23 protein-coding genes are annotated in these 22,792 nt (G+C 68.0%); 10 read left to right on the top strand and 13 right to left on the bottom strand.

Annotated features, from left to right (window positions below; all coding sequences use genetic code 11):
- Nucleotides 1-92: 92 nt before the first annotated feature.
- Nucleotides 93-224, bottom strand: a complete 132-nt coding sequence (locus ACTJJK_RS02555; protein ID WP_268745579.1) for a hypothetical protein — start codon at nucleotides 222-224, stop codon at nucleotides 93-95.
- 191 nt (nucleotides 225-415) lie between these two features.
- Between ACTJJK_RS02555 and ACTJJK_RS02560 the strand changes: the two genes are divergently transcribed.
- Nucleotides 416-2,836 (top strand): penicillin acylase family protein, encoded by a 2,421-nt coding sequence (locus ACTJJK_RS02560; protein WP_440729383.1) that lies wholly within the window; start codon nucleotides 416-418, stop codon nucleotides 2,834-2,836.
- Nucleotides 2,837-2,952: 116 nt separating this feature from the next.
- Here the strand turns inward: ACTJJK_RS02560 and dapE are convergent, their stop codons facing one another.
- From dapE to map, 8 genes are all read right to left on the bottom strand, one after another.
- Complete coding sequence (dapE, locus tag ACTJJK_RS02565; RefSeq protein ID WP_440729384.1) at nucleotides 2,953-4,113, bottom strand: succinyl-diaminopimelate desuccinylase; 1,161 nt, start codon at nucleotides 4,111-4,113, stop codon at nucleotides 2,953-2,955.
- A complete protein-coding gene (locus ACTJJK_RS02570) occupies nucleotides 4,110-4,469 on the bottom strand; it encodes a Spx/MgsR family RNA polymerase-binding regulatory protein (protein ID WP_031370445.1) in 360 nt (119 codons plus the stop codon). The genes dapE and ACTJJK_RS02570 overlap by 4 nt, the downstream gene beginning before the upstream one ends.
- 26 nt (nucleotides 4,470-4,495) lie before the next feature.
- The gene (locus tag ACTJJK_RS02575; RefSeq protein WP_031370444.1) at nucleotides 4,496-4,951 is read right to left on the bottom strand and encodes a hypothetical protein; all 456 of its coding nucleotides are present in this window, start codon (nucleotides 4,949-4,951) and stop codon (nucleotides 4,496-4,498) included.
- 11 nt (nucleotides 4,952-4,962) lie between these two features.
- The gene (locus tag ACTJJK_RS02580) at nucleotides 4,963-5,415 is read right to left on the bottom strand and encodes a hypothetical protein (protein ID WP_031370443.1); all 453 of its coding nucleotides are present in this window, start codon (nucleotides 5,413-5,415) and stop codon (nucleotides 4,963-4,965) included.
- 76 nt (nucleotides 5,416-5,491) lie between these two features.
- Nucleotides 5,492-5,902, bottom strand: a complete 411-nt coding sequence (locus ACTJJK_RS02585) for a hypothetical protein (protein WP_440729385.1) — start codon at nucleotides 5,900-5,902, stop codon at nucleotides 5,492-5,494.
- Between the two features lie 58 nt (nucleotides 5,903-5,960).
- Complete coding sequence (gene dapD / locus ACTJJK_RS02590) at nucleotides 5,961-6,875, bottom strand: 2,3,4,5-tetrahydropyridine-2,6-dicarboxylate N-succinyltransferase (RefSeq protein WP_036147884.1); 915 nt, start codon at nucleotides 6,873-6,875, stop codon at nucleotides 5,961-5,963.
- Nucleotides 6,851-9,553 carry a [protein-PII] uridylyltransferase gene (gene glnD, locus ACTJJK_RS02595; RefSeq protein WP_440729386.1) on the bottom strand — a complete coding sequence of 901 codons (2,703 nt, stop codon included), beginning with the start codon at nucleotides 9,551-9,553 and terminating at the stop codon, nucleotides 6,851-6,853. Before glnD ends, dapD begins: the two co-directional genes overlap by 25 nt.
- Nucleotides 9,550-10,326, bottom strand: a complete 777-nt coding sequence (gene map, locus ACTJJK_RS02600; protein ID WP_031370439.1) for a type I methionyl aminopeptidase — start codon at nucleotides 10,324-10,326, stop codon at nucleotides 9,550-9,552. The genes glnD and map overlap by 4 nt, the downstream gene beginning before the upstream one ends.
- Between map and ACTJJK_RS02605 the strand changes: the two genes are divergently transcribed.
- The 3 genes from ACTJJK_RS02605 to tsf all read left to right on the top strand — a co-directional run bounded on the left by ACTJJK_RS02605 (nucleotide 10,325) and on the right by tsf (nucleotide 12,884).
- A complete protein-coding gene (locus ACTJJK_RS02605) occupies nucleotides 10,325-10,585 on the top strand; it encodes a hypothetical protein (protein WP_440729387.1) in 261 nt (86 codons plus the stop codon). The two genes, map and ACTJJK_RS02605, sit on opposite strands and share 2 nt — an antisense overlap.
- A gap of 401 nt (nucleotides 10,586-10,986) precedes the next feature.
- On the top strand, nucleotides 10,987-11,844 hold the full coding sequence (gene rpsB, locus ACTJJK_RS02610; protein WP_440729388.1) for a 30S ribosomal protein S2: 858 nt from the start codon (nucleotides 10,987-10,989) through the stop codon (nucleotides 11,842-11,844).
- Nucleotides 11,845-12,002: 158 nt separating this feature from the next.
- Nucleotides 12,003-12,884 (top strand): translation elongation factor Ts, encoded by an 882-nt coding sequence (gene tsf, locus ACTJJK_RS02615; protein WP_031370437.1) that lies wholly within the window; start codon nucleotides 12,003-12,005, stop codon nucleotides 12,882-12,884.
- 299 nt (nucleotides 12,885-13,183) lie between these two features.
- Here tsf and ACTJJK_RS02620 read toward each other — a convergent pair whose 3' ends face one another.
- Both ACTJJK_RS02620 and ACTJJK_RS02625 read right to left on the bottom strand, forming a co-directional pair.
- Nucleotides 13,184-13,411 (bottom strand): hypothetical protein, encoded by a 228-nt coding sequence (locus ACTJJK_RS02620; RefSeq protein ID WP_031370436.1) that lies wholly within the window; start codon nucleotides 13,409-13,411, stop codon nucleotides 13,184-13,186.
- 183 nt (nucleotides 13,412-13,594) lie between these two features.
- Nucleotides 13,595-14,287: an AIM24 family protein gene (locus tag ACTJJK_RS02625; protein ID WP_031370435.1), complete on the bottom strand. Its 693-nt coding sequence runs from the start codon at nucleotides 14,285-14,287 to the stop codon at nucleotides 13,595-13,597.
- 247 nt (nucleotides 14,288-14,534) lie between these two features.
- On the opposite strand from ACTJJK_RS02625, the gene pyrH reads away from it, so the two are divergent.
- Entirely contained in the window at nucleotides 14,535-15,257 is a 723-nt protein-coding gene (gene pyrH, locus ACTJJK_RS02630) for a UMP kinase (protein WP_031370434.1), read from the top strand.
- 175 nt (nucleotides 15,258-15,432) lie between these two features.
- On the opposite strand, the gene ACTJJK_RS02635 is transcribed toward pyrH, so the two are convergent.
- Both ACTJJK_RS02635 and ACTJJK_RS02640 read right to left on the bottom strand, forming a co-directional pair.
- A complete protein-coding gene (locus tag ACTJJK_RS02635; RefSeq protein WP_440729389.1) occupies nucleotides 15,433-17,079 on the bottom strand; it encodes a M56 family metallopeptidase in 1,647 nt (548 codons plus the stop codon).
- Nucleotide 17,080: 1 nt separating this feature from the next.
- The gene (locus tag ACTJJK_RS02640) at nucleotides 17,081-17,467 is read right to left on the bottom strand and encodes a BlaI/MecI/CopY family transcriptional regulator (RefSeq protein ID WP_031370432.1); all 387 of its coding nucleotides are present in this window, start codon (nucleotides 17,465-17,467) and stop codon (nucleotides 17,081-17,083) included.
- Nucleotides 17,468-17,697: 230 nt separating this feature from the next.
- On the opposite strand from ACTJJK_RS02640, the gene ACTJJK_RS02645 reads away from it, so the two are divergent.
- The 5 genes from ACTJJK_RS02645 to ACTJJK_RS02665 all read left to right on the top strand — a co-directional run bounded on the left by ACTJJK_RS02645 (nucleotide 17,698) and on the right by ACTJJK_RS02665 (nucleotide 22,782).
- Complete coding sequence (locus ACTJJK_RS02645; RefSeq protein WP_440729390.1) at nucleotides 17,698-18,723, top strand: cation diffusion facilitator family transporter; 1,026 nt, start codon at nucleotides 17,698-17,700, stop codon at nucleotides 18,721-18,723.
- Nucleotides 18,724-18,986: 263 nt separating this feature from the next.
- A complete protein-coding gene (frr, locus tag ACTJJK_RS02650; protein ID WP_031370430.1) occupies nucleotides 18,987-19,544 on the top strand; it encodes a ribosome recycling factor in 558 nt (185 codons plus the stop codon).
- A 178-nt stretch (nucleotides 19,545-19,722) separates the two neighbouring features.
- Nucleotides 19,723-20,493: a polyprenyl diphosphate synthase gene (gene uppS / locus ACTJJK_RS02655; protein ID WP_031370429.1), complete on the top strand. Its 771-nt coding sequence runs from the start codon at nucleotides 19,723-19,725 to the stop codon at nucleotides 20,491-20,493.
- Complete coding sequence (locus tag ACTJJK_RS02660) at nucleotides 20,490-21,341, top strand: phosphatidate cytidylyltransferase (RefSeq protein WP_031370428.1); 852 nt, start codon at nucleotides 20,490-20,492, stop codon at nucleotides 21,339-21,341. The genes uppS and ACTJJK_RS02660 overlap by 4 nt, the downstream gene beginning before the upstream one ends.
- Nucleotides 21,342-21,570: 229 nt before the next feature.
- The gene (locus ACTJJK_RS02665) at nucleotides 21,571-22,782 is read left to right on the top strand and encodes a 1-deoxy-D-xylulose-5-phosphate reductoisomerase (RefSeq protein WP_031370427.1); all 1,212 of its coding nucleotides are present in this window, start codon (nucleotides 21,571-21,573) and stop codon (nucleotides 22,780-22,782) included.
- Nucleotides 22,783-22,792 lie beyond the last annotated feature (10 nt).

Consider the following 22,792-nt stretch of genomic DNA (forward strand, 5'->3'; position numbering starts at 1 on the left):
AAGGGACGGCGGAAGAGCCAGGGGCCCAAAACGCAGAAAGCCCGCACTTCGCAGTGCGGGCTTCCTGAGCGATTGAGCGTGTGTTGCGCGCGCTAATCGCCGGCCCGCGGGAGGCTGGCGTTATTGCGATTATTGTTGTTGACCCGCACGTCGGCCGCGGCCGGACGCGCACGACCGCACAGGGCGGCGTTGCGGCGGCAGGCGGTGGCGAGGACGGCGGTCATGGTCCGATCCTGCTTGAGGATCGCGCCGGATGCAAGCGCCGGGTTCGCAACATGCCTGGGGCGGCGCGACCGCGGTCGCGATTCGGGCGTCCAGCCCCCCCTGCGAGACCGGGCCGGTGCCGGCGCCAGTCGATGCGACACGGCCACGGCGCGGTCGCGGACTTCGGCTAAGCTCGGCGGTGGAGGAAATCATGGCCAAATGGATCAAGCGCGGCCTGCTCGCGCTGCTTTGCCTGTCGTTGCTCGGCGCCGTCGCGGCCTGGTGGCTGTTGCGCGGCAGCCTGCCCCGCCTGGACGGCGAACTCGCCCTGCCCGGCCTGTCGGCCCCGGTGACGATCCAGCGCGACGCGCTCGGCGTGGTCACCGTCGATGCCGCCAACCAGACCGATGCGATGCGCGCACTGGGCTACGTCCACGGCCAGGAATGCTATTTCGAGATGGACCTGCTGCGACGCACGGCCGCCGGCGAACTGTCGGCGCTGTTCGGCGCTCGCGCCCTCGATTACGACCGCCGTCACCGCGTGCACCGCCTGCGCGGCCGGGTCGAAGCGCAACTCGCGTCGTTCGCCGGCGACAAGACCGCCTTGCTGCAGGCCTATGCCGACGGTATCAACGCCGGCCTCGGCGGCTTGTCGCGCAAGCCCTGGCCCTATCTGTTGCTCCGCGCCGAACCCGAACCCTGGAAGTTGTCGGATTCGGCCCTGGTCGGTTATGCCATGTACTTCGACCTGCAGGACGCGAGCAACGCCCGCGATCTCGCCTATTGGCGCATGCGTCCGCACCTGCCGCCGGCCTTGTACGCCTTGATCACTCACAACGGCAGCCGTTGGGATGCGCCGTTGTTCGGGGCGCCGTTCGGCGACGCCGAACTGCCGGGCGCCGACCAGGTCGATCTGCGCAAGCTGCCGACGCCCGCGTCCGGTGGCGTGATGCAACTGCCGTTCCCGGACGAGATCGGCAGCAACAACTTCGCCGTCGCCGGCAGCCTGACCGCCGACCGTCGCGCAATCGTCGCCGACGACATGCACCTGGGCCTGCGTGCGCCCAACCTGTGGTTCCGTGCGCGCCTGCGCTACGCCGACCCGCGCGTGCCCGGCGGCCGCATCGACGCCAGCGGCTTCACCCTGCCCGGCCTGCCGGCGCTGGTGGTCGGCAGCAACGGCCATGTCGCCTGGGCCTTCACCAACAGCTACGGCGACTGGGCCGACTGGTCGCGCGAACCCGGCTGCGCCGGCGACGCCAAGGCCGCGACCTGCGCGGGCCTGCGCATCCATGAGGAACTCATCGCGGTCAAAGGCGCGCCGTCGAGCAAACTGACGGTGCGCGAGACCGCCTGGGGCCCGCTGCTGCACGACAACGCCGACGGCAGTGCCCTCGCCCTGCGCTGGGCCGCGCACCTGCCGGGTTCGCTCAACATGGGCTTGGCCGACCTGAGCCGTGCGCAATCGGTCGACGAAGCGATGCAACTCGCCCGCGGCGTCGCCATGCCGGTGCAGAACCTGGTGCTCGGCGACCGCCAGGGCAAGATCGCCTGGCGTCTGCTCGGGCCGATTCCGGAACGCGACGAAGAATGCTCCACCGCGACCCTGGTCGAGAACGACCTCGTCGACGGCCAGCAACGCAGCGTCACCGACTGCCCACCCTGGAGCCTGCAAACGCAGGACGCGCCGCAGCTGGTCGCGCCGCCGTCGGGCCGCTTGTGGACCGCCAACACGCGCACGCTCGACGGCCTCGAATACGAGCGCATCGGCGACGGCAACTACGTGCTCGGCGCGCGCGCCGGACAGATCCGCGACGGCCTGTTCGCCAAGCAGCGCTTCAACGAACGCGACTTGCTCGCTATCCAGCTCGACGACCGCGCGCTGTTCCTGCAGCGCTGGTGGAAGCTGCTGCAGGACCAGGCCGCCCGCGTCGACAAAGCCGGCAATGCCAGCCCCGCGCTGGCGACCCTGGCCGAAGCGGCACGTCGTTGGGAAGGCCGCGCCGTGCCCGATTCGGCGAGTTACCGCATCGTCCGCAACTGGCGCCGCGCCGTGCACACACGCGTCGCCAACGGCCTGACCGCGCCGGTGCGCGCCGCGCTCGGCGAACGCTTCGAAATGCCCGAGCTGAAACAACTCGAAGGCGTGGTCTGGCCGCTGCTGGCGCAACGGCCGGATCATCTGCTGCCGCGCAGCGAACGTTCCTGGGACGAGTTGCTGGAGCACTCGGCCGACGACGTGCTCAAGGAGTTCGCGGTAACGCCCGGCCCGGACGCAGCGGCGCGATTGGCCCAGCAGCGCTGGGGCGAGCACAACACCGCCTCGATCTGCCACCCGCTCGCCTCGGCCCTGCCCGGCTTCGCCAAGCGCGCCCTGTGCATGCCCTTCGACGAACTGCCCGGCGATTCGGCCATGCCGCGCGTGCAGCGCCCGGATTTCGGCGCCTCCGAACGCATGGTGGTGTCGCCCGGCCACGAGGCCGACGGCATCATCCACATGCCCGGCGGCCAGAGCGGCCACCCGCTGTCGCCGTTCTGGGGTGCGGGCCACGACGATTGGGTGCATGGACGGCCGACGCCGTTCCTGCCGGGGCCGGCGCGGCATACCTTGACGGTGAAGCCGTTGCGGTGATTGCCGGGGGCGCGGCGATCTGACGTCACGCGGTCGCGNCCGCGACCGCGAACCGCAACGGCGTGGCAACAGCCGTTAGCCGACGACGCACGCAAGCGCCGCGGCTTCGTGCCCGGTCAGACCAACAAGCGCTCGATCAGCGCCCGATACAGATCCGGCAACGCCTCCAGGTCGGCGACCAGGACGTTCTCGTCGACCTTGTGGATGCTGGCATTGACCGGGCCGATCTCGATGCACTGCGCGCCCAGCGGCGCGATGAAACGCGCATCCGAAGTGCCGCCGCCGGTGCTTTCCTCGGGCACGCCGCCGGAGAACCGCGCCAGCACCTCGCGCGCCGCCGCGCGCAGCGGGCCTTCCGGGGTGTAGAACGGTTCGCCGCCGCGGAACCAGCGCAATTCGTATTCCAAGCCATGCGCGCGCAGCACTGCTTCGCACTGCTGCTCCAGGCGTTCGGCATTCCAGCTCGGGTTGTAGCGCAGGTTGAACAGCACCTGCAGTTCGCCCGGGATCACGTTGTTGGCGCCGGTGCCGGCGTGGATATTGCTGATCTGCAGCGAGGTCGGCGGGAAGGTTTCGTAACCCTCGTCCCAACGCCGCGCAGCGAGTTCGGACAAGGCCGGCATGGCCTGGTGGATCGGGTTGCGCGCCTTGTCCGGATAGGCGACATGGCCCTGCACGCCGATCACCTTCAAAGTTGCCGACAAGGTGCCGCGACGGCCCACGCGCAGCAGATCGCCGAGCTTGGCGGTCGACGAGGGCTCGCCGGTCACGCACCAATCGATGCGCTCGCCGCGCTCGCGGAAGGCCTCGGCGACGCGGCGCACGCCATCGATCGCATCGCCTTCTTCGTCCGAGGTCAGCAACAGGGCGACACGCCCGCGATGCCGCGGATGCGCGGCGACGAAGTCCTCCAGCGCGACCACGAACGCGGCCACGCTGCCTTTCATGTCGGCGGCGCCGCGGCCGTACAACACACCGTTGCGGATCTCCGGCAGATAGGGATCGCTGGACCAGGCATCGACCGGGCCCGAAGGCACCACGTCGGTATGGCCGAGCAGGACCAGGGTCGGGCCTTCGCCGTCGCCATGCACCGCCCAGAGATTGTCGACCTCGCCGTAGCGCAAGTGCTCGCAGACGAAACCGGCGCGGCGCAGGCGTTCGGCGATCAGCGCCTGGCAACCGAGATCGTCGGGCGTGACCGAAGGCCGTGCGATCAGCGCCAGAGTCAGATCGAGCACGGCACTCGACGAGGCCCCGCTCGACGAGGCAGCGCTCACGAACCGACCCCGAAGCGCTGCTTGAAGCCGTTGTCGCTGAAGCCCTGGCTGACCTTGCCGTCGTCGGTCACCACCAACGGGCGACGGATCAGCTGCGGGTATTCCTTCAACAGCAACTTCCACTCCGCATCCGAGGCCGGCTCCTTGCGGTTCGGCGCCAAGGTGCGCCAGGTGGTCGACGACTTGTTGATCAGCGACTCCCAGCCGCCGACCTGGTTCTTCCACTCGACCAACGTCTCCGGCGCCTGCCGGTTATCGCGATAGTCGACGAAAGTGTGGGCGACGCCGAAGCGGTCCAGCCACTTACGGGCCTTCTTGCAGGTGTCGCAGTTGTTGAGTCCGTAAAGAGTGGTCATGCAGTGAACCTCGATTCGATGTCGGATCAATTCGTACGAAGACGCTTGACGCGCTCGGCCAGTTCGGCGCCCAGCGGGTGCTTGAAGAAAGGCACCAGCACCAGGCCTTTCGGAATGAAGACGATCTCCTTGCCCAGCTTCCCGGGCACGCGCAGTTTCAGGGTGAGGCGCGGAGGATTGTCGTTGCGGGTGATATGGACATCATCGATGTCTTCCAGGGCGATGCGTTGTTTCACCAGGCCTCTCCTGACCAGCAAGAAGCTTCCGCCGTCGAGCACTTTGTCGGCCAAGGTGGAGACATAGCGCTTCATCAGGAGATAGCCGCCCAACAGCATCAGCGTGGGCGCCAGCACCGCCAGGGGCTCGGTCTTCCAAGACTCGGCCGCGAGCGCTCTGGCGATGATGTAACCCAGCGCTCCGTACCAGATGACCGGAAAAATTTTCTTGAGGAAGAAGGTCTGTCCCGACGAAATCTCTCTCATGGCCATCGTTCTCAGGTCTCGTTCCGTGACAGATTGACTCGACGCTCGAGGTCGAACGCCACTTCGTTGCGTCCAAGAGAATTGGGCCGGGGCATGAATACAATCCGCTGTCCCAACGGCCCCGAAGACTTCAGATGCAAGGTCACGCGGCGAGGCTTGAGGTTGTGACTGTCTTCGACGTAGGCGATGTCGGCGAACTTGAGTTGCAGCTCCAATTTTCGACGCCGTACCAGCAGGTAGTCGCCGTAATCGGCGACACAATCGGCGAAGGAGCTCGTCACCACGCAATAAGCGGCGAGTGCCGCGACCAATGCCAACCAGATCGCGACGTGCTCGGCAGAGACGCCGGTCCGACCGCCGAACAAGTACGTCGCAGGAGCAAGCAAGACGACGCCCAACAATAGCCGCGACCATAGTTTGCGCACCACAGTAGTCGGCGACGCGAGCTGATCCCCTTCTATCATTGGGCAAACCCTATCGATGCACGATCCCATGCAGCGGGCCCTGGATGCTGATCCTTAACCGAGCGGAACCGTATCGTCATCGCTTCGACGGCCGCGCGATGGGGCCTGCACCCACGCGCTGCTGCAGATCGGCCAGGATCGCGTTCTTGCCCGAGTCCAACCAGGGATTGGCCTGCGGCAGGAAAACGATATGCCGGCCCAAGGCGCTCGGCTCGCGCAGCTCCAGCATGAGCTGGCCGCGCTGCAGCCAGCCGGCCGGGCGCACTTCCTGCACCTCCGCCAGCGCTACCCGGGCCTCGACGCTGCCGCGCCGCACACGCAACACGTCTCCGGCCTGCTCGACCTCATCGGCCAAGCCCCAGTTGAGCGGCAGGAACGCTGCCGATATCGCCGCGTAGGTGCCGAATACCGCGACCGCCCACATCACTGGAAACCCCACGCCGTAGGTCGCCGCGCATGCGACCGGCAGGCACAGCAGCGGCAGCAACGGGCCCCACTTGTGCCATGCCGTCCAGCGCGACGAGATCCGGCGCATCCGCGCTGCCTCAGTCGGCCAGGCCGCGCAGCAAATCGTTGATGCTGGTCTTCGAACGCGTCTTGGCGTCGACCTGCTTGACGATGACCGCGCAGTACAGCGAATGCGATCCGTCCTTGGCTGGCAACTGTCCCGACACGACCACGCTGTACGGCGGCACGTGGCCGTAGCTGATCTCGCCGGTGGCGCGGTTGTAGACGCGGGTGCTCTGGCCGAGGAACACGCCCATGCCGATCACGCTGTGGTGGCCGACGACGAAGCCCTCGACCACTTCCGAACGCGCGCCGATGAAGCAGTGGTCTTCGATGATGGTCGGCGAGGCCTGCAGCGGTTCGAGCACGCCGCCGATGCCGGCGCCGCCGGACAGGTGGCAGTGCTTGCCGATCTGGGCGCAGGAACCGACCGTGGCCCAGGTGTCGACCATGGTGCCTTCGCCGACGTGCGCGCCGATGTTGACGAAGCTCGGCATCAACACCACGTCCTTGCCGATGTAGGCGCCGCGGCGGGCGATCGCGCCGGGCACGACGCGCGCGCCGAGCTTGCGGAAATCGGCTTCGCCGTAGCCTTCGAAGCGCGCCGGCACCTTGTCCCAGAACGGCGCCGGGTCGGCTTCGACGACCTGCATGTCGTTGACGCGGAAGTACAGCAGCACCGCCTTCTTCAGCCACTCATTGACGGTCCAGCCGCCCTTGCCGTCGGGTTCGGCGACGCGGAACTCGCCCTGCTCCAGACCGGCGATGACGCGCTCGACGGTGGGCCGGGTCGAGCCTTCGATCTCGTCGGGCGTGAGCATGCTGCGGCGCTCGAAAGCGCTGTCGATCATGAACTTCAGCTCGTCGATGCCCGGCACTTCGTTGCTCTTCTTGCGTGCGGTCTTCTTGGCGGTCTTCTTGGCGGGGCTCATCGACTGTCTCCTTCGAGGCAGGCCAGCAGCGCGTCGCGCAGGGCCTGCTGTTGCGTTTCGTCGAGCGCGCGATCGCGCCCGTCGGTGATCTGGAATACGTCCTCGGCGCGTTCGCCGAAGGTGGCGATGCGCGCGTCGTACACGCGCAGCCGCTGTTTTCGCAAGGTCTGGGCGACGTCGGCCAGCAGGCCGGGGCGGTCGGTGCAGACCAGGCTCAAGGTGGTGCGCGCGCTCGCCGCTTCGTCCTTGTTGAACGAGGCGAACACGATCTGCGGCACGATGCGGAAATGGCGCAGATGCCGCGGTTGCGCCCGGCGTGCCGGCTTGATGCGTTCGAGCGGGCCGGCCAGGGTCGACTCCAGGCGCCGTTCGACATCTTCGGCGCTCGGCGGCTGGCGCGGATCGGTCGGCACCACTTCGAAGGTGTCGAAAATCGCGCCTTGCGGGCCGTCGAGCACACGCGCCTGCTGGATCGCCAGACCGAGCCGGTCGAGCGTGGCGACGATCGCAGCGAACAAGCCGTCGCGATCGGGCGAATGCACGAACACTTCGAGCGCGCCGGCATGGGCGCCGCCGTGGGCGCTGACCGGCCGCGCACGCACGCGGGTGTCGCCGAGCGCAATGCCGCGCAGCGAGGCCGCCTGCCAGGCGATCTGGTCGGGCCGGCCGCGTTGGAAGGCGATCTCGGGCATGCGCGCGAACAAGGCGGCGATCTCGTCGTCGCGCGCGCCGAACGCGGCCAGCATGGCCTGCGCGGCTTCGCGGGTTTCGGCGGCGCGCTCGGCGCCCGCGACCGGATGTTCGAGCCCACGCCGCAAGGCCAGGCGGGTGGCGGTGTAAAGGTCGGCGAGCAGCCGGTCTTTCCACGCGTTCCACAGCTTCGGCGAGGTGCCGGCGATGTCGGCGCAGGTCAACAGATACAGATGATCGAGGTGCTCGCGATCGGCCACCTTGGTGGCGAAGCGATGGATCACGTCGGGGTCGGCGATGTCCTGCTTCTGCGCAGTCACCGACATCAACAGATGTTGGCGCACCAGCCATTCGACCAGTGCGGTGTCGGCCTCGCTCAGGCCCATGGTCGAGCAGAACACACGCGCGTCGTCGCCGCCGAGTTCGGAGTGGTCGCCGCCGCGGCCCTTGGCGATGTCGTGGAACAGGCCGGCAAGCAGCAACAGCTCCGGCTTGCGCAGGCGCGGCCAGACTTCGTGGGCGATGCTGAAGCGTTCGTCGGCTACGCCGGAGGCGAAGCGGGCGAGATTGCGCAGCACCGCCAGGGTGTGCTGGTCGACCGTGTAGACGTGGAACAGGTCGAACTGCATGCGCCCGGAGACTTTCGAGAACGCCGGAATCCAGCGCCCCAGCACGCCCAGGCGCGCCATGCGTTCGAGCGCGTGCACCGGATGCGGGCCGCGCAGGATCTTGATGAAGCGTTCGCGCAACGCCGGCTCGGCCTGGACGAAGCTCGGCACCTGCGACAACGCCTCGGCCAGCGCGCGCGCAGTCTGCGAATGCAGGCCGCGGATCTCGTCGTGCGCGGCCCAAGCCGCGAACAGGGCGAACACCTCGGAGGCGTCGCGCGGCCACTCGGCGTCGCGGGCGGCACCCGCTGTCCGAGCAGCGATGTAGTCGCGGCGCAACTCGAAGGCTTCGAACACGCCGTCCAGCGGTACCGGCACGGCCTCGCCTTCGATCTGTTCCTCGAAACGTTGCAGCAGGCGCTCGCCGATGCGCAGCACCAGGGCGGCGCTGCGATAGAAGCCCTGCATCATCTGCTCGACGGCGAGGTTGTCGGCGTTGTCGACATGCCCCAGGCGTTCGGCGAGCAGTTTCTGGTAATCGAAACGCAGCCGCTCTTCGCGTTTGCGCGCGACCAGATGCAGCCCGAAACGCAAGCGCGACAAGGTGCGGCGCTCGCGCTCCAGCGTGGTCAGTTCGTCCGGCCCCAGTTGGCCGATCGACACCAGCGATTCCAGATCGGAGGTACCGATGATGCGCAGCGCCATCCAGTGCAGGGTCTGCACGTCGCGCATGCCGCCCGGGCCTTCCTTGAGGTTGGGCTCGAGGTTGTCGGCGGTGTCGCCGTAGCGGGCATGGCGCAAGCGCAGCTCTTCGCGCTTGGCGATGAAGAATTCGCGTGCCGGCCACACCTGCGACGGCGAGATCGCCGCCTGCAGCGCCATCTGCGCGACCGCGCCAGCGGCGAGCGGGCGCGCTTCCAGCATCGCGGTCAGCACGCTGAGGTCGGCCGCGGCTTCGGTGCATTGCTCGGCAGAGCGCACGGCGTGACCGACCGGCAGGCCGGCGTCCCACAGCGAGGCGAAGAAACAGCCGAGTTGTTCGGCCTGGGCGGTCTGCGCTTCGGAGTCGGCGAGCACCAGCAGGTCGATGTCCGACTGCGGAAACAACTCGCCGCGGCCGTAACCGCCGACCGCGAACAGGGCCAGTGGCGCGGCCTCGTCGATGCAGGCCTGCCAGGCCGCACGCACCTGCGCATCGACCGCGTCGGTGCGCGCGCGCAGCAGGCGGTCGATGTCGGCATTGGGGTCGCTGTCGAAACGCTGCGCCAGGGCGGCGTCGACCGCGCTCAAGGCTGCGCGGATCGCCGCCGGGCTGCCGGCCGAGGGCGTCGCCGCATCGGGCGCCGCCGACCGATCGGCCAATCGTTCGTCAGGCCGATCGCCGGCGACGGGGCCGGTCATAGGTCGTTGTCGTCGCCCGGCACGCGGGTCAGGATTTCGACGCCGTCCTCGGTCACCGCGACGGTGTGCTCCCACTGTGCCGACAACTTGCGGTCCTTGGTCACCACGGTCCAGCCGTCCGGCAGGGTCTTATGGCGGTAGGTACCTTCGTTGATCATCGGTTCGATGGTGAAGGTCATGCCGGGCACGAGCTTCACGCCTTCGCCCGGACGGCCGTGGTGCAGCACCTGCGGGTCTTCGTGATACACGCGGCCGATGCCGTGGCCGCAGTAGTCGCGCACCACGCTGAAGCGCTCGGCTTCGGCATAGGTCTGGATGGCGTGGCCGATGTCGCCGAGGGTGATGCCGGGCTTGACCAGGCGGATGCCGCGGAACATCGCTTCGCGGGTCACGTCGACCAGGCGCTTGGCCATGACCGAGGGCGTGCCGACGTAATACATGCGGCTGGTGTCGCCGTGCCAGCCGTCCTTGATCACGGTGACGTCGATGTTGACGATGTCGCCGTCCTTGAGGATCTTGCTGTCGCTCGGGATGCCGTGGCAGATCACGTTGTTGACCGAGGTGCACACGGTTTTCGGAAAGCCCTTGTAGCCGACGTTGGCCGGAATCGCTTTCTGCACGTTGACGATGTGCTCGTTGCAGATGCGGTCCAGCTCGCCGGTGCTGACGCCCGGCTTCACGTACGGAGCGACGATCTGCAGCACCTCGGCGGCCAGGCGGCCGGCGACGCGCATCTTCTCGATGTCTTCGGGTGTCTTGATGGAAATAGCCATGCCGGCATTATCGCTTAATCGGGGCCGCCCTTCACGCGTCGCGGGCCTCGTCGACGCGACGCTGCGTGCCATCGCCGGCGCGGTCGGCGCGTACGTCCCGAAGGTGGACCGCGCGGCACAGAGCAGCCGGCGAACGCTGGAGCTGCCACCGCGTGCAGGGCGCGAAGGCCAGGCGCCCGCGCAAGCCGAATCGCCGCCCGGGCAGCCGCTCAATCGGCCCGGCCGGCCCCTGGCGGGTGGATTTCTCAGCCCGAGCTGAGATGGTGAACCTCAAGGGCGGAAGCCACGCAATTCGGGCGGCTCCAGGGCGCCCCTGGGTGCCTCCTGGCCGCCCCGCCCCTCGTCCGACCCGGCTTCCAGCCCCCTCAACTTGCCCCAAGCCCCCGTCCCCGTTACACTTCCGCGGCTCTGCGACCGGACCGACCTGCTTCACCGGACCGAATCGCGCCGCCCACGTCGGGCGTCACCGACGAATACACACCTGCCGCCACAGCCCGTGCCGGGGTGCCTGAGGGACCGATCGCAAGCTCGGCTCCGCAGGTTCGGACACGGAAGCGACAGGGAGGCCCAACCCCGGAACCCTTCGCCACGGACCTGCGTCCGCGGCGAGCCGCCATCACTCAACCGGCGGTCGGTTCCCTTGCCTTCGGAGTTATCGCAATGCCTCAGATCACCATGCGTCAGATGCTGGAAGCCGGCGTCCATTTCGGCCACCAGACGCGCTACTGGAATCCCAAGATGGGCCCGTACATCTTCGGCGCCCGCGGCAAGATCCACATCATCAACCTCGAGAAGACCGTTCCGCTGTTCAACGACGCGATGAACTTCATCTCGGGCATCGCGCAGAAGCGCGGCACCATCCTGTTCATCGGCACCAAGCGTTCGGCGCGCGATTCGATCAAGGAAGAAGCGCAGCGCTGCAACATGCCGTACATGACCCAGCGCTGGCTGGGCGGCACGCTGACCAACTTCCGCACCGTCAAGCAGTCGGTCTCGCGCCTGAAGGAACTGGAAGCCGGCGAAACCGACGGCACCTTCCAGAAGATGGTCAAGCACGAAGTGCTGGGCCTGCGCCGCGAGCGCGACAAGCTGGAAGCCTCGCTGGGCGGCATCAAGGACATGAACCGTCTGCCCGACGCTCTGTTCGTGATCGACATCGGTCATGAAGACATCGCGATCAAGGAAGCCAAGAAGCTCGGCATCCCGGTCATCGCCGTTGTCGACACCAACTACGACCCGGCCCTGGTCGACTACGCGATCCCGGGCAACGACGACGCCATCCGCGCCGTGCAGCTGTACGCCCGCGCCGCCGCCGACGCCGTGCTCGAAGGCAAGGCCGCCGCTCCGCAGGTCGGCAACGTCCGCGAAGAAGACTTCGCCGAAGCCGAAGGCGAAGGCGCCGCGAAGGACGACCGCAAGTCCGCTCCGCGCGGCCGCGCACCGGCCAAGAAGGGCCCGGCTCCGGCTGCCGCCCCGGCCGCCAAGAAGGCCGACGGCGAAGCTCCGGCTGCCGAGTAAGCGTCATGTAATGCAGCCGCGCGACACTGCGCGGCTGCACTTGCCCGTATCCGCTCCGGGTAGCAGCGGCGTAAGCCGCGATGCATCGCCGTACCGAGCGATGAAACGCGGCTTACGCCGCTCCTGCCCGGACTTTATCGAACACCCGAGGTAACCCCATGGCTGAAATTTCCGCTTCCCTGGTCAAGGAACTCCGCGAGCGCACCGGCGCCGGCATGATGGAGTGCAAGAAGGCTCTCGTCGAAAACAACGGCGACATCGACGCCGCTGCCGAATGGCTGCGCAAGTCGGGCCTGGCCAAGGCCGACAAGAAGGCCGGCCGCGTCGCTGCCGAAGGCCGCATCGCGGTCGCCCAGGACGGCGGCAAGGCCGTGCTGGTCGAGATCAACTCCGAGACCGACTTCGTCGCCAAGGACGCCAACTTCCTGTCCTTCACCGAGACCGTGGCCCAGGCCGCGCTGAGCTCGGGCGCCGTCGACGCCGAGGCGCTGAAGGCCGTCAAGCTGGCTTCCGGCGAAACCGTCGAGGAAACCCGCGCCGCGGTCATCGCCAAGGTCGGCGAGAACCTGCAGGTGCGTCGCCTGATCCAGATCGACAGCGCCAACAACGTCGCGGCCTACGTCCACGGCGGCCGCATCGGCGTGCTGATCGAGCTCAAGGGCGGCGATGCCGACCTGGCCCGCGGCCTGGCCATGCACGTTGCCGCGATGAACCCGCCGCACATCAAGGCCAGCGACGTCCCGGCCGAGTTCGTGGCGAAGGAAAAGGAAATCGAACTGGCCAAGATGTCCGACAAGGACAAGTCCAAGCCGGCCGACATCCTGGAGAAGATCATCGGCGGCAAGATCGCCAAGATCGTCAACGAAGTCACCCTGTACGGCCAGCCCTACGTGCTGAACACCGATCAGACCGTCGAGCAGGTGGTCAAGGCCGCCGGCGCCGACGTGGTCAGCATGCAGCGCATCGCCGTCGGCGAAGGCATCGAGAAGCAGGTCGACGACTTCGCTGCCGAAGTCATGAAGCAGGCCGGCCTGGCGTAAGCCACCGTCGCTTCGAGGCAGTACGAGAAAGGCCGCGGATTCCGCGGCCTTTTTCTTTGTTCGGGATTCGGGATTCGGGATTCGGGATTCGGGATTCGGGAATCGGGAATCGGGAATCGGGAATCGGGAATCGGGAACAGCGTAATCATCACCCGTCGTTCCCGCGAAGGCGGGAACCCAGGGCTTTCGGGCGAGAACGCTTGAAGTCGCTGGGTGTTCGGCTTCGCCGAAGTGAAGCGTGCCCCACCTTCGCGGCAACGACGGGGATGGTTACGCTGTTCGATTCCCGATTCCCCGCCTCACTCGATCGGCGGGCAGGACTCGGCGTAGTGCGAACTCTGCGAGATCACCACCCACTGACCGCCGGTGTAGCGGTACTTGGTCAGCACGATCTCGTAGGCCCAGCCCTGGTATTCGCAGGTGGTCTCCGTGCGGAACGAGCCCTCGGCCGGATCGGCCTGGGCCACCGGCAGGAACAGCAACAGGCCCGACAGGCCCAACGCGCACACGGTATTCCGAAACGTCATGGCAACCCCTCCTGGGTTAGGCGAACCGATTCGCCGAACCGATCATAGTCCGGCCGCGTCCGCGTCCCTGCGACACCTGTCAGATTCCCCCACCCCGACGCAACACGGCCGCGATCTCTCGCGGCCGTGCGCTTGCGGACCAGATCATGGCGGTCGCGGCAGCGGGAACGCTGCCGCGGCGGCTCAGCCGGCCTGCTGGAAATACACCTCTTCGTACGGCTGCACGACGACCCAGCCGGTGCCGGCGAACTTGAGCTGCACGCTCTCGCCCGAGCCGCGCCCGAACAGGGTGCCCAGGGAGATGTCGGTGACGATGTCGGGGCTGAGGCCGCCGGACCAGGCGACGGTCGCGTTCGGGTCGGTGAACACCGGCTGGTCCGGGGTCACCGCCAGGGTCAGCGGTTCGTAATGCGAGGTGATCGCGACCACGCCGCTGCCGCTGAGTTTGATGTTGAACAGGCCGCCGGACATCATGCCCGAGACCTTGCGCATCATCTTGATGTCGGCCGAAATGCCGTCCTCGTAGGCCAGCACGTCGTTGCCGTTGACGAAGATGGACTCGCCGCCCAGGCGCAGCAGGGTGATCTTCTTGCCGGCATCGGCGATGTAGACCCGGCCCTTGCCTTCCATCTTCATCAGCTGCGTGCCTTCGCCGCTGATCGCCTTCTTCAGCAGGTTGCTCAGGCCCTGCTCGAGCACGCCCTGGCGCACGAACTTGACGCCGCCGCGGTACGCCACCATCGAGCCGGCCTTGGCCCAGACCCGGCCGTCGAGCTTGACTTCGAGCAGGTGCGAGCTTTCCAGCTCGAACACTTCCTGGCTGAGGTCCTTCTGCTTCGAGGCTTCGACGAATTCGTTGAGGTTCTTGATCGACACTTCCATCTCCTTGGGTGGTGCGCGGCGCGTGCCGGGACGGCACGGGCGCGATACGGCGGTTCCAATCTGGACCGGCGGCGGGATCATAAGGGATCGCCGTGCCGGAACGAGGGCGGCGGCACCGACAATCGCAGCCGCGGACACGGCCGACATGGCCTTCGCGGCCGCCGGAGGCCCGTTTGCGCACGACCCGGGGTGGGCGCTTGAGCTACAATTCGGCCGCTGCCCGCCTCCCCGAGAATGCCCCATGTCCCAGCTCGCCTATCGCCGTGTCCTGTTGAAACTTTCCGGCGAGGCGTTGATGGGGGACGAGGACTACGGCATCGATCCCAAGGTGATCGGCCGCCTCGCCCGCGAAGTCATCGAAGTCCAGCAGGCCGGCGCGGAAATCGCGCTGGTGATCGGCGGCGGCAACATCTTCCGCGGCGCCGGCCTCGCCGCCAGCGGCATGGACCGGGTCACCGGCGACCAGATGGGCATGCTCGCCACCGTCATCAACGCCCTGGCGATGCAGGATTCGCTCGAGAAGCTCGGCGCCAAGGTGCGGGTGATGAGCGCGATCAAGATCAACGACGTCTGCGAGGACTACATCCGCCGTCGCGCGATTCGTCATTTGGAAAAAGGCCGCCTGGCGATCTTCGCCGCCGGCGTCGGCAGCCCGTTCTTCACCACCGACTCGGGCGCCGCCCTGCGCGCGATCGAGATCGGCGCCGACCTGTTGCTGAAGGCGACCAAGGTCGACGGCGTGTACGACAAGGACCCGAAGAAGCACAGCGACGCGGTGCGCTTCGACAAGCTCACCTACGACGACGTCATCACCCGCGACCTGCAGGTCATGGACACCGCGGCGTTCGCGCTGTGCCGCGACAGCGAGCTGCCGCTGCGCATCTTCGACATGGGCCAGCCCGGCGTGCTGCTGAAGATCCTGCGCGGCGAGAACATCGGCACCCTGGTCAAGGGCCGCAACTGAGCCTGCGACTCAGGCGACCCGCTCGACGGCGGATGTCGTTTTGGGCCATCCGCTCCGGCCGCCCAGGCGCTGGAGCGTGATTCCCGGCAAGGCCGCCGAGCCCTGCCGCATCGATCGTTCCTCGTGAAGAAACGCCTCCCGCTCCGATGCCCGGAGCGCGATCGAGCATGCCCGATCAGGCGTCGGTCGCCGACTGCCCACCGTCGCTGATCCAGCGCACATACTCGGCCGCATCGCGCGCAGCCTGTTCGGCATCGCGGATAGCCTGCTGCACATCCCGGCGTGCCTGCTCGACATCGCGCATATGTTGTTCGGCATCGCGCCGGGCCTGTTCGGCATCGCGCGCCACCTGATCCCGATCCAACGCAGCCTGCCGCGCATCGTTTGCGCCTTGCGCCGCATCGAGACGAGCCTGCTCGCCGTCGCGCCGCGCCTGCTGGGCCACGCGTTCGGCCTCGCGACCGGCACGCTCGGCGTCCTGGGCCGAACGCAGGGCTTCGCGCTCGGCGATCTTGGCGTCGCGCTCGGCCTGGCGGGCATCGATCTCGGCCGCCTTCATGTCGCGCATGTGCTGCTGCAAACGCGCGAGAGTCGCGGCATCGCGCACTTCTTCGTAGCGCTCGTCGGCGTCGACGCGATAGAACTTGCCGCCCTTGGCCGCCCAGACCGAAGGCGCCTGCCCCTGGTGCCGCTCGAAGATGCGGGTTTCGCCGGCCTTGCCGCCGCTGCGGTCGGATTGGACCGAGATCGTCCGCGACGAGGCCTTTGCCGATGCGTCCGCAGCAGCAGTGATCCGGTACGGCACCAGGCCGAGCAGGACCACGGCGAAGGTCAACGCCAAGGTACCGGCGTGCGAGGTCGAAGCTGCGTTCTGCAACATGGTCAATCTCCTCTTGAGAGCGGTATAGGTGGGTGAAGCGCTGGCGACGCCGGCGCCGGGCCGCGGCGCGACGCCGAGGCGCAGGAGCAATCGCCCGTAGTCCTGGGGCGTGTAGCGGCGGCTGTCGAGCACCGCCGCATCGCAGGCGGCCTCGCGCGCAAGCGAGTACTCGCGTGCGACCAGATGAGCGAGCGGATGGAAGAAGAACAGCTGCTGGGCCAGGGCCGGCACCCAGCCCCACCACAGATCGCGACGGCGCAGATGGACCAGCTCGTGGTGCAGGGCCATGTCGAGTTCGCCGGCACTCATCGAGGCGATGCGGTGTTGCGGCAATAGCACCACCGCAGGCCACGGGCCGAGCAGTTGCGGCGATTCGATCTCCGCCGACAGGCGCAGCTCCGGCAAACGCCGCAGGCCGAGGCTGTCGCCGAGCCGGCGATAGGCCTGCGCCACCGGCAGCGGCACCTCCGCCGAGGAACGCGCGATGCGGCGGCGCGTGTCGAGGAAAGCGCGCAGGTTCGCGGTCAGCACGGCACTGAAAGCCAACAGCCAGACCCCGGCCAGTAACGAAGTCCACGACGGCCAGACGCTGCCGATCGCAGCATCGGCCAGCGATGCCGTGGGGGCGTCGCCGCCGGCCATCACGAACGGTAGGCGTGCCGACAACGGCATCGCCGTGGCCGCCGGCGCGTCGGCGATCAGGCTGCCGAAGGATTCCGGCAATAGCGGCAGCATCAGCGGCGTCGGCCACAACAGGCCAACCAACAACTGCAACGCCGCCAGCCACCACAGCCAGCAGCGCGCCGAAGCGCTCAGGCGCGGCAAGTAGCGGCACAGCGCCCACACCGCGGCGACCAGCAGCAAGGATTGCAGGCTGGCCGCGGCCAGGCGCGGCAGCAGCGTGTCGGCGACGAAGGACAGATCCATCGAGGGCAGACTCATCTCAGCTCTCCTTGCGGCGCGACTGCAGATCGGCGACGAGCCCTTCGAGTTCGGCCAGTTCCTCGTCGCTGACTTCGGTGCGCTGCGACATCCAGGCCACGAACGGCGACAGCGATCCCTGCAGGGTGTTGGCGACGAACTTGCCGACCGCCGAGCGCATCACGTCGTCGGGCGCGGTCGCACTGGCATAGCGGTACACGCCGCCGAGCTTGCGCCGGCGCAGATACGACTTCGCGCGCAGGCGTTCCATCATCGTCAGCACGGTCGAACGCGCGAGGCCGCGCGGCTCGCCGTAGGCGGAGGCGACTTCGCCGACCGAGGCGTCGCCGTTCTCGTCGATGTATTGCAGTAGCGCCAGTTCCTGGTCGCCTATGGATTTGCGGTTCATGACGCTCCTGCTGATCGCCTGCCCGGGTCGTGGCCGGCCATGACTACATGTGTAGGCATAGTTGTCGTGACTACAGACGTAGTCAAGGGTGTCGAAAGTCATGACGGGCCGGCGCACGGCACGCGCAAGACCAGAGCGGATAGGGCTTCTGCGACGGCCATCGAGCTTCCGCCCGCACCCGGCGGGGGCTGTAATAGTGTTCACGGCGCGGGCCGTGACAGCATTCGTCCATGCACTCGCACAGCCATCACCACGGCCCCAGCGGCACCCGCGCCTTCGCCGCGGTGACCCTGATCAACCTGGCCTACACGATTCTCGAAGCCGGCTATGGCTTCATGACCAATTCGCTGGCCCTGCTGTCGGACGCCCTGCACAACCTGGGCGACGTGCTCGGGCTGGGCCTGGCCTGGGGCGCGGCGGTGCTGGCGCGGCGCGCGCCGACCGCGCGCCACACCTACGGCTGGCGACGCGCGACCCTGCTCTCGCCGTTGGCCAATGCCCTGCTGCTGGTCGGTTTTTCCGGCGCCCTGGGCTGGGAGGCGATCCGCCGCTTCAACGCGCCGCCGGAGATCCCGGCCCTGCCGGTGATGCTGGTGGCGGCACTCGGCATCGCGGTCAATCTCGGCGCGGCCTGGCTGGTACGCGACGGCCACGACCACGACCTCAACCGCCGCGGCGCCTTCCTGCATCTGATGGCCGACGCGGCCGTGTCGCTGGCCGCAGTCCTGGCCGGCGCCGGCATGTGGTTCACCGGTTGGGCCTGGCTCGACCCGGCCATCGCCCTGCTGATCAGCGCGGTGGTCGCGATCGGCGCCTTCGGTCTGCTGCGCGAGAGCTTCAACGCGGCGATGGACGCGGTGCCGCGCGGCGTCGACCGCGCCGAAGTCGAGAGCCTGCTGCGCGCGCAACCCGGGGTGGAAGCGATCCACCATCTGCACATCTGGTCGCTCGGCGCCGGCGAAATCGCCATGACCGCGCATATCGTGCGCCCCGACGACCGCGACCACGACGTCTTCATCGACCGCCTCAACCGCGAGCTCGACCAACGCTTCGGCATCAACCACCCGACCCTGCAGGTCGAGCACGGCCGGGCCTGCGAGCACGACCGCCACGACCGCGCGCCGCACGGCGCCGGCGGCCATGATCATGACCACGATCATGACGATCATCACGGCCACGAGTACGAACACAGGCACGGCCGCGAACAAGGCGACGAGGACCATCGGCATACGCACGGCCACTCGCACAGCCATTGAGGGTTCATGCTGCATTGCAGCGAAAACCGCGGCCGGCGCGGCCGGCGGCGCAGGATAACGAAAACTTCGCGTTTGCCCCGGCCTGAAACCGTGACGCAATCCGGTACACGGCCGCACATCGACGCGCGCCATACCCGTGCAAAACAGCCTAAACCGCGCTGACCTCAGCCCATCCGCGTGGCCGCCACGGCGGCGTTCGGTCCGCAAAACCCGCCCGAGCCCATATAATCCCGCGATTACCGCCACAGGACCGGAGCCGGCGAATGCTCAATGAAATCAAGAAAGACGCACAGAACCGCATGGCCAAGAGCGTCGAAGCCTTTCGCCACGACCTGACCAAGGTCCGCACCGGGCGCGCTTCGGCTGCGCTGGTCGATCACCTGAAGGTGAACTACCACGGTTCCGAGATGCCGCTGAACCAGGTCGCCAGCGTCGCGGTCTCCGATGCGCGCACCCTGACCATCACCCCGTGGGAAAAGCAGATCGTCGGCGCGGTCGAGAAGGCCATCCTCGCCTCCGACCTGGGCCTGACCCCGAACACCGCCGGCACCGTCATCCGCATCAACCTGCCGGCGCTGACCGAAGAACGCCGCAAGGAACTGACCAAGGTCGTGCACAGCGAGAGCGAGAACGCGAAGGTCGCGATCCGCAACATCCGCCGCGACGCCAACACCCAGGCCAAGGAACTGCTGAAGGACAAGAAGATCACCGAGGACGAGCTGCGCCGCTACGAGGACGACATCCAGAAGGTCACCGACAGCGCGATCAAGGACGTCGACGGCGTGGTCAAGGCGAAGGAACAGGAATTGATGGCGGTCTGACCGGTCGCCGCAGTCCCTGGGCGGCGGTCCGAATCGATCGCCGCAGTTCCTGGACGATCGCGCACTGAACTTTCTGCCGATCGCACGGGTCAGCACTGGGTCCCGGACGGGATCCATCGTCGCCGGAACCCCGCTTCCGGATGCCCCTCCCGCTTCCAAGGTCAACATCATCGGCGCCATGCCCAACGAGCCCGCACCCACCGCGCCCGCACGCATCCCGCGCCACCTGGCCGTCATCATGGACGGCAACGGGCGCTGGGCCGAGCGCCGCCGCCGGCCGCGCATCATCGGCCACCGCGCCGGCGCGCGCACGGTCAACATCTGCATCGACTTCTGCATCGCCCGCGGCATCGAGGCGCTGACCCTGTTCGCGTTCTCGAGCGAAAACTGGGGCCGCCCCGAAGACGAAGTCGGCGCGCTCATGAAGCTGTTCCTCAACGCGCTAGAGCGCGAGGTCGAGGAACTTCACCGTCGCGGCGTGCGCGTGCGCTTCATCGGCGAGCGCGAGCGCTTCTCGGAAAAAATCCGCGAACGCATGGCTGCGGCCGAGCATCAAACCCGCAACAACGGCACCCTGCACCTGACCGTGGCCGCGAGCTACGGCGGGCGCTGGGACATCGCCCAGGCCGCACGGTCGCTGGCCGCCGACGTCGCCGCCGGACGCCTGGCGCCGGACGAGATCGACGAGGTGCTGATCGCCTCGCGCCTGTCGCTGGCCGACCTGCCGGCGCCGGATTTGTTCATCCGCACCGGCGGCGATACCCGCATCAGCAATTTCCTGCTGTGGCAGCTGGCCTATACCGAATTGTGGTTCACCGAGTTGTTGTGGCCGGAACTGGACGCGACGACCCTGCAACGCGCCCTCGACGATTACGGCAACCGCGAACGCCGTTTCGGCCTGACCGGGTCGCAAGTCGCCGCCGCCCTGTCCAACGAGACCGTTGAATGACCCGAACCCGCTTGCTCGCCGCGCTGGTGATGGCGCCTGTCGCGATCGCGGCGATCCTGCTGCTGCCGACGCCGTGGATGATCGCGGTGGCCGCCGTCCTGTTCCTCGCCGGGCTCTGGGAATGGTTCGATCTGGCCGAGATCGAAGACACCTTGTCGCGCACCGTACTGTTGGTCGCCCACCTGGCCCTGATGGTCACCATCGTCTGGGCGTCGCGCTCGGGCGGTTTCGGCGGCGCCCAGGCGCCGTCGATGGTGCTGTTCAAACTGGCCTCGCTGATCGGCGTGATCTGGTGGCTGCTGGCCCTGCTGTGGCTGCAGCGCTTCGACTTCGCCAGCGACCACCGCACCTATGCGCGGATGTTCAAGCTCGCCGCCGCGGCGCTGAGCGTGATCCCCGCGTGGTGCGCGCTGGCCTGGATCCATGCCGAAGGCAGCAACGGCCACTGGTGGCTGCTGACCGCGCTGGCCGTGGTCTGGGCCGCCGACACCGGCGCCTACTTCGCCGGGCGCAAGTTCGGCATGCTCAAGCTCGCCCCGCGGGTCAGCCCCAACAAGACCGTCGAAGGCCTGATCGGCGGCGCCTTCGCCGGCGTCGCCGCCGGCGTCGGTTTCTCGCTGCTGGCCGGCGCGACCACGGCGCAATTGCCGTGGGTCGCGGTCGTCTCGCTCGCGGCGGTGCTGTTCTCGGTGGTCGGCGACCTGTTCGAGAGCCTGCTCAAGCGCCACGCCGGAGTGAAAGATTCGGGTCACCTGATTCCAGGCCACGGCGGCATCCTCGACCGCATCGACGGCGTGCTCGCCGCGCTGCCGGTGTTCGCCCTCGGCAAGGCGATCTTCGGGTTCTGATGATGAGTGCGCGGGTCTGCCGGGTAGAAGCGAATCCCCCCTGCCCCCCTTTTGCAAAGGGGGGAGAAACCGAGGGTGTGGCTGAAGCCGCGCCGCCCGCTGACCTTCACTCGATGAGCTGGCCTGCTTGTCTTCCCCCTTTGCAAAAGGGGGACCGAGGGGGATTTGCTTATCCCCCAGCGCACCACGCGACCGCACCACGCAGCCCCTTCCACGCGAGCGCCCGCGCATGACGTCCCTCTCCCGCAAGGTCGCCGTGCTCGGCGCCACCGGTTCGATCGGCACCTCGGCATTGGACGTGATCGCGCGCCATCCCGAGGCGTTGCGCGCCAGCGTGCTCGCCGCCGGCGGCAAGGTCGACGCCCTGCTGGCCCTGTGCGAACAGCATCGCCCCGAGCACGCGGTGATCGCCGACCCGGCCGGCTATGCCGCCCTGCGCGACGGCCTGCGCGAGCGCGGTCTGTCGGCACAGGCCCATTGCGGCGACGAAGCCCTGGTCGAGCTGGTCTCGTCGGACGTCTGCGACACCGTGGTCGCGGCGATCGTCGGCGCCGCCGGCTTGTCCTCGACCCTGGCCGCGGCCCGCGCCGGCAAGCGCCTGCTGCTGGCCAACAAGGAGTCGCTGGTCCTCGCCGGCGAGCTGCTGATGCACGCCGCGCACGAGGCCGGCGCCTGCATCGTGCCGATCGACAGCGAGCACAACGCCATCTTCCAGTGTCTGCCGCCGGCCGCGCCGGCGCAGTCCGGCGGTCTGCCCTACGCCCGCGCCCATGCCGGTCTCAAGCGCATCCTGCTGACCGCCTCGGGCGGGCCGTTCCGTGGCCGTACACGTTCCGAACTGACCCAGGTCACCCCGGAACAGGCCGTGGCGCACCCGAAATGGTCGATGGGGCCGAAGATCTCGGTCGACTCGGCCACGCTGATGAACAAGGGCCTGGAAGTCATCGAGGCCCACCATCTGTTCGGGATCGAGGGCGAACGCATCGAGGTGCTGGTGCACCCGCAGAGCCTGGTCCATTCGCTGGTCGAATTCGTCGACGGCTCGACCCTGGCCCAACTGGGTTTGCCGGACATGCGCACCGCCCTCGCGGTCGGTTTCGGCTGGCCGGAGCGGATCGACTCGGGCGTGGCCGGGCTCGACCTGCTGGCCCACGGCCGCCTCGATTTCGAACGCCCCGACCTGGACGCCTTCCCCTGCCTGCGCCTGGCCTTCGAAGCCCTGGCCGCGGGCGGTACCGCTCCGGCGGTGCTGAACGCCGCCAACGAAGTGGCCGTTTCAGCCTTTCTTCAGCGGCGAATCGGTTTCCTAGCGATACCCGCGCTGGTCGAAGACACACTCGCCGCGCTCCCGACCATCCCGGCCAGTTCCTTGGCGGTGCTGCGCGAGGCCGATGCTCTGGCCCGTCGCCATGCCGAACAAGCGATCGGCCACAGGGCCTGAATCATGGCGA

It is taken from the genome of Lysobacter sp. 22409, from assembly GCF_052045105.1.
GTDB lineage: Bacteria > Pseudomonadota > Gammaproteobacteria > Xanthomonadales > Xanthomonadaceae > Lysobacter > Lysobacter antibioticus_B.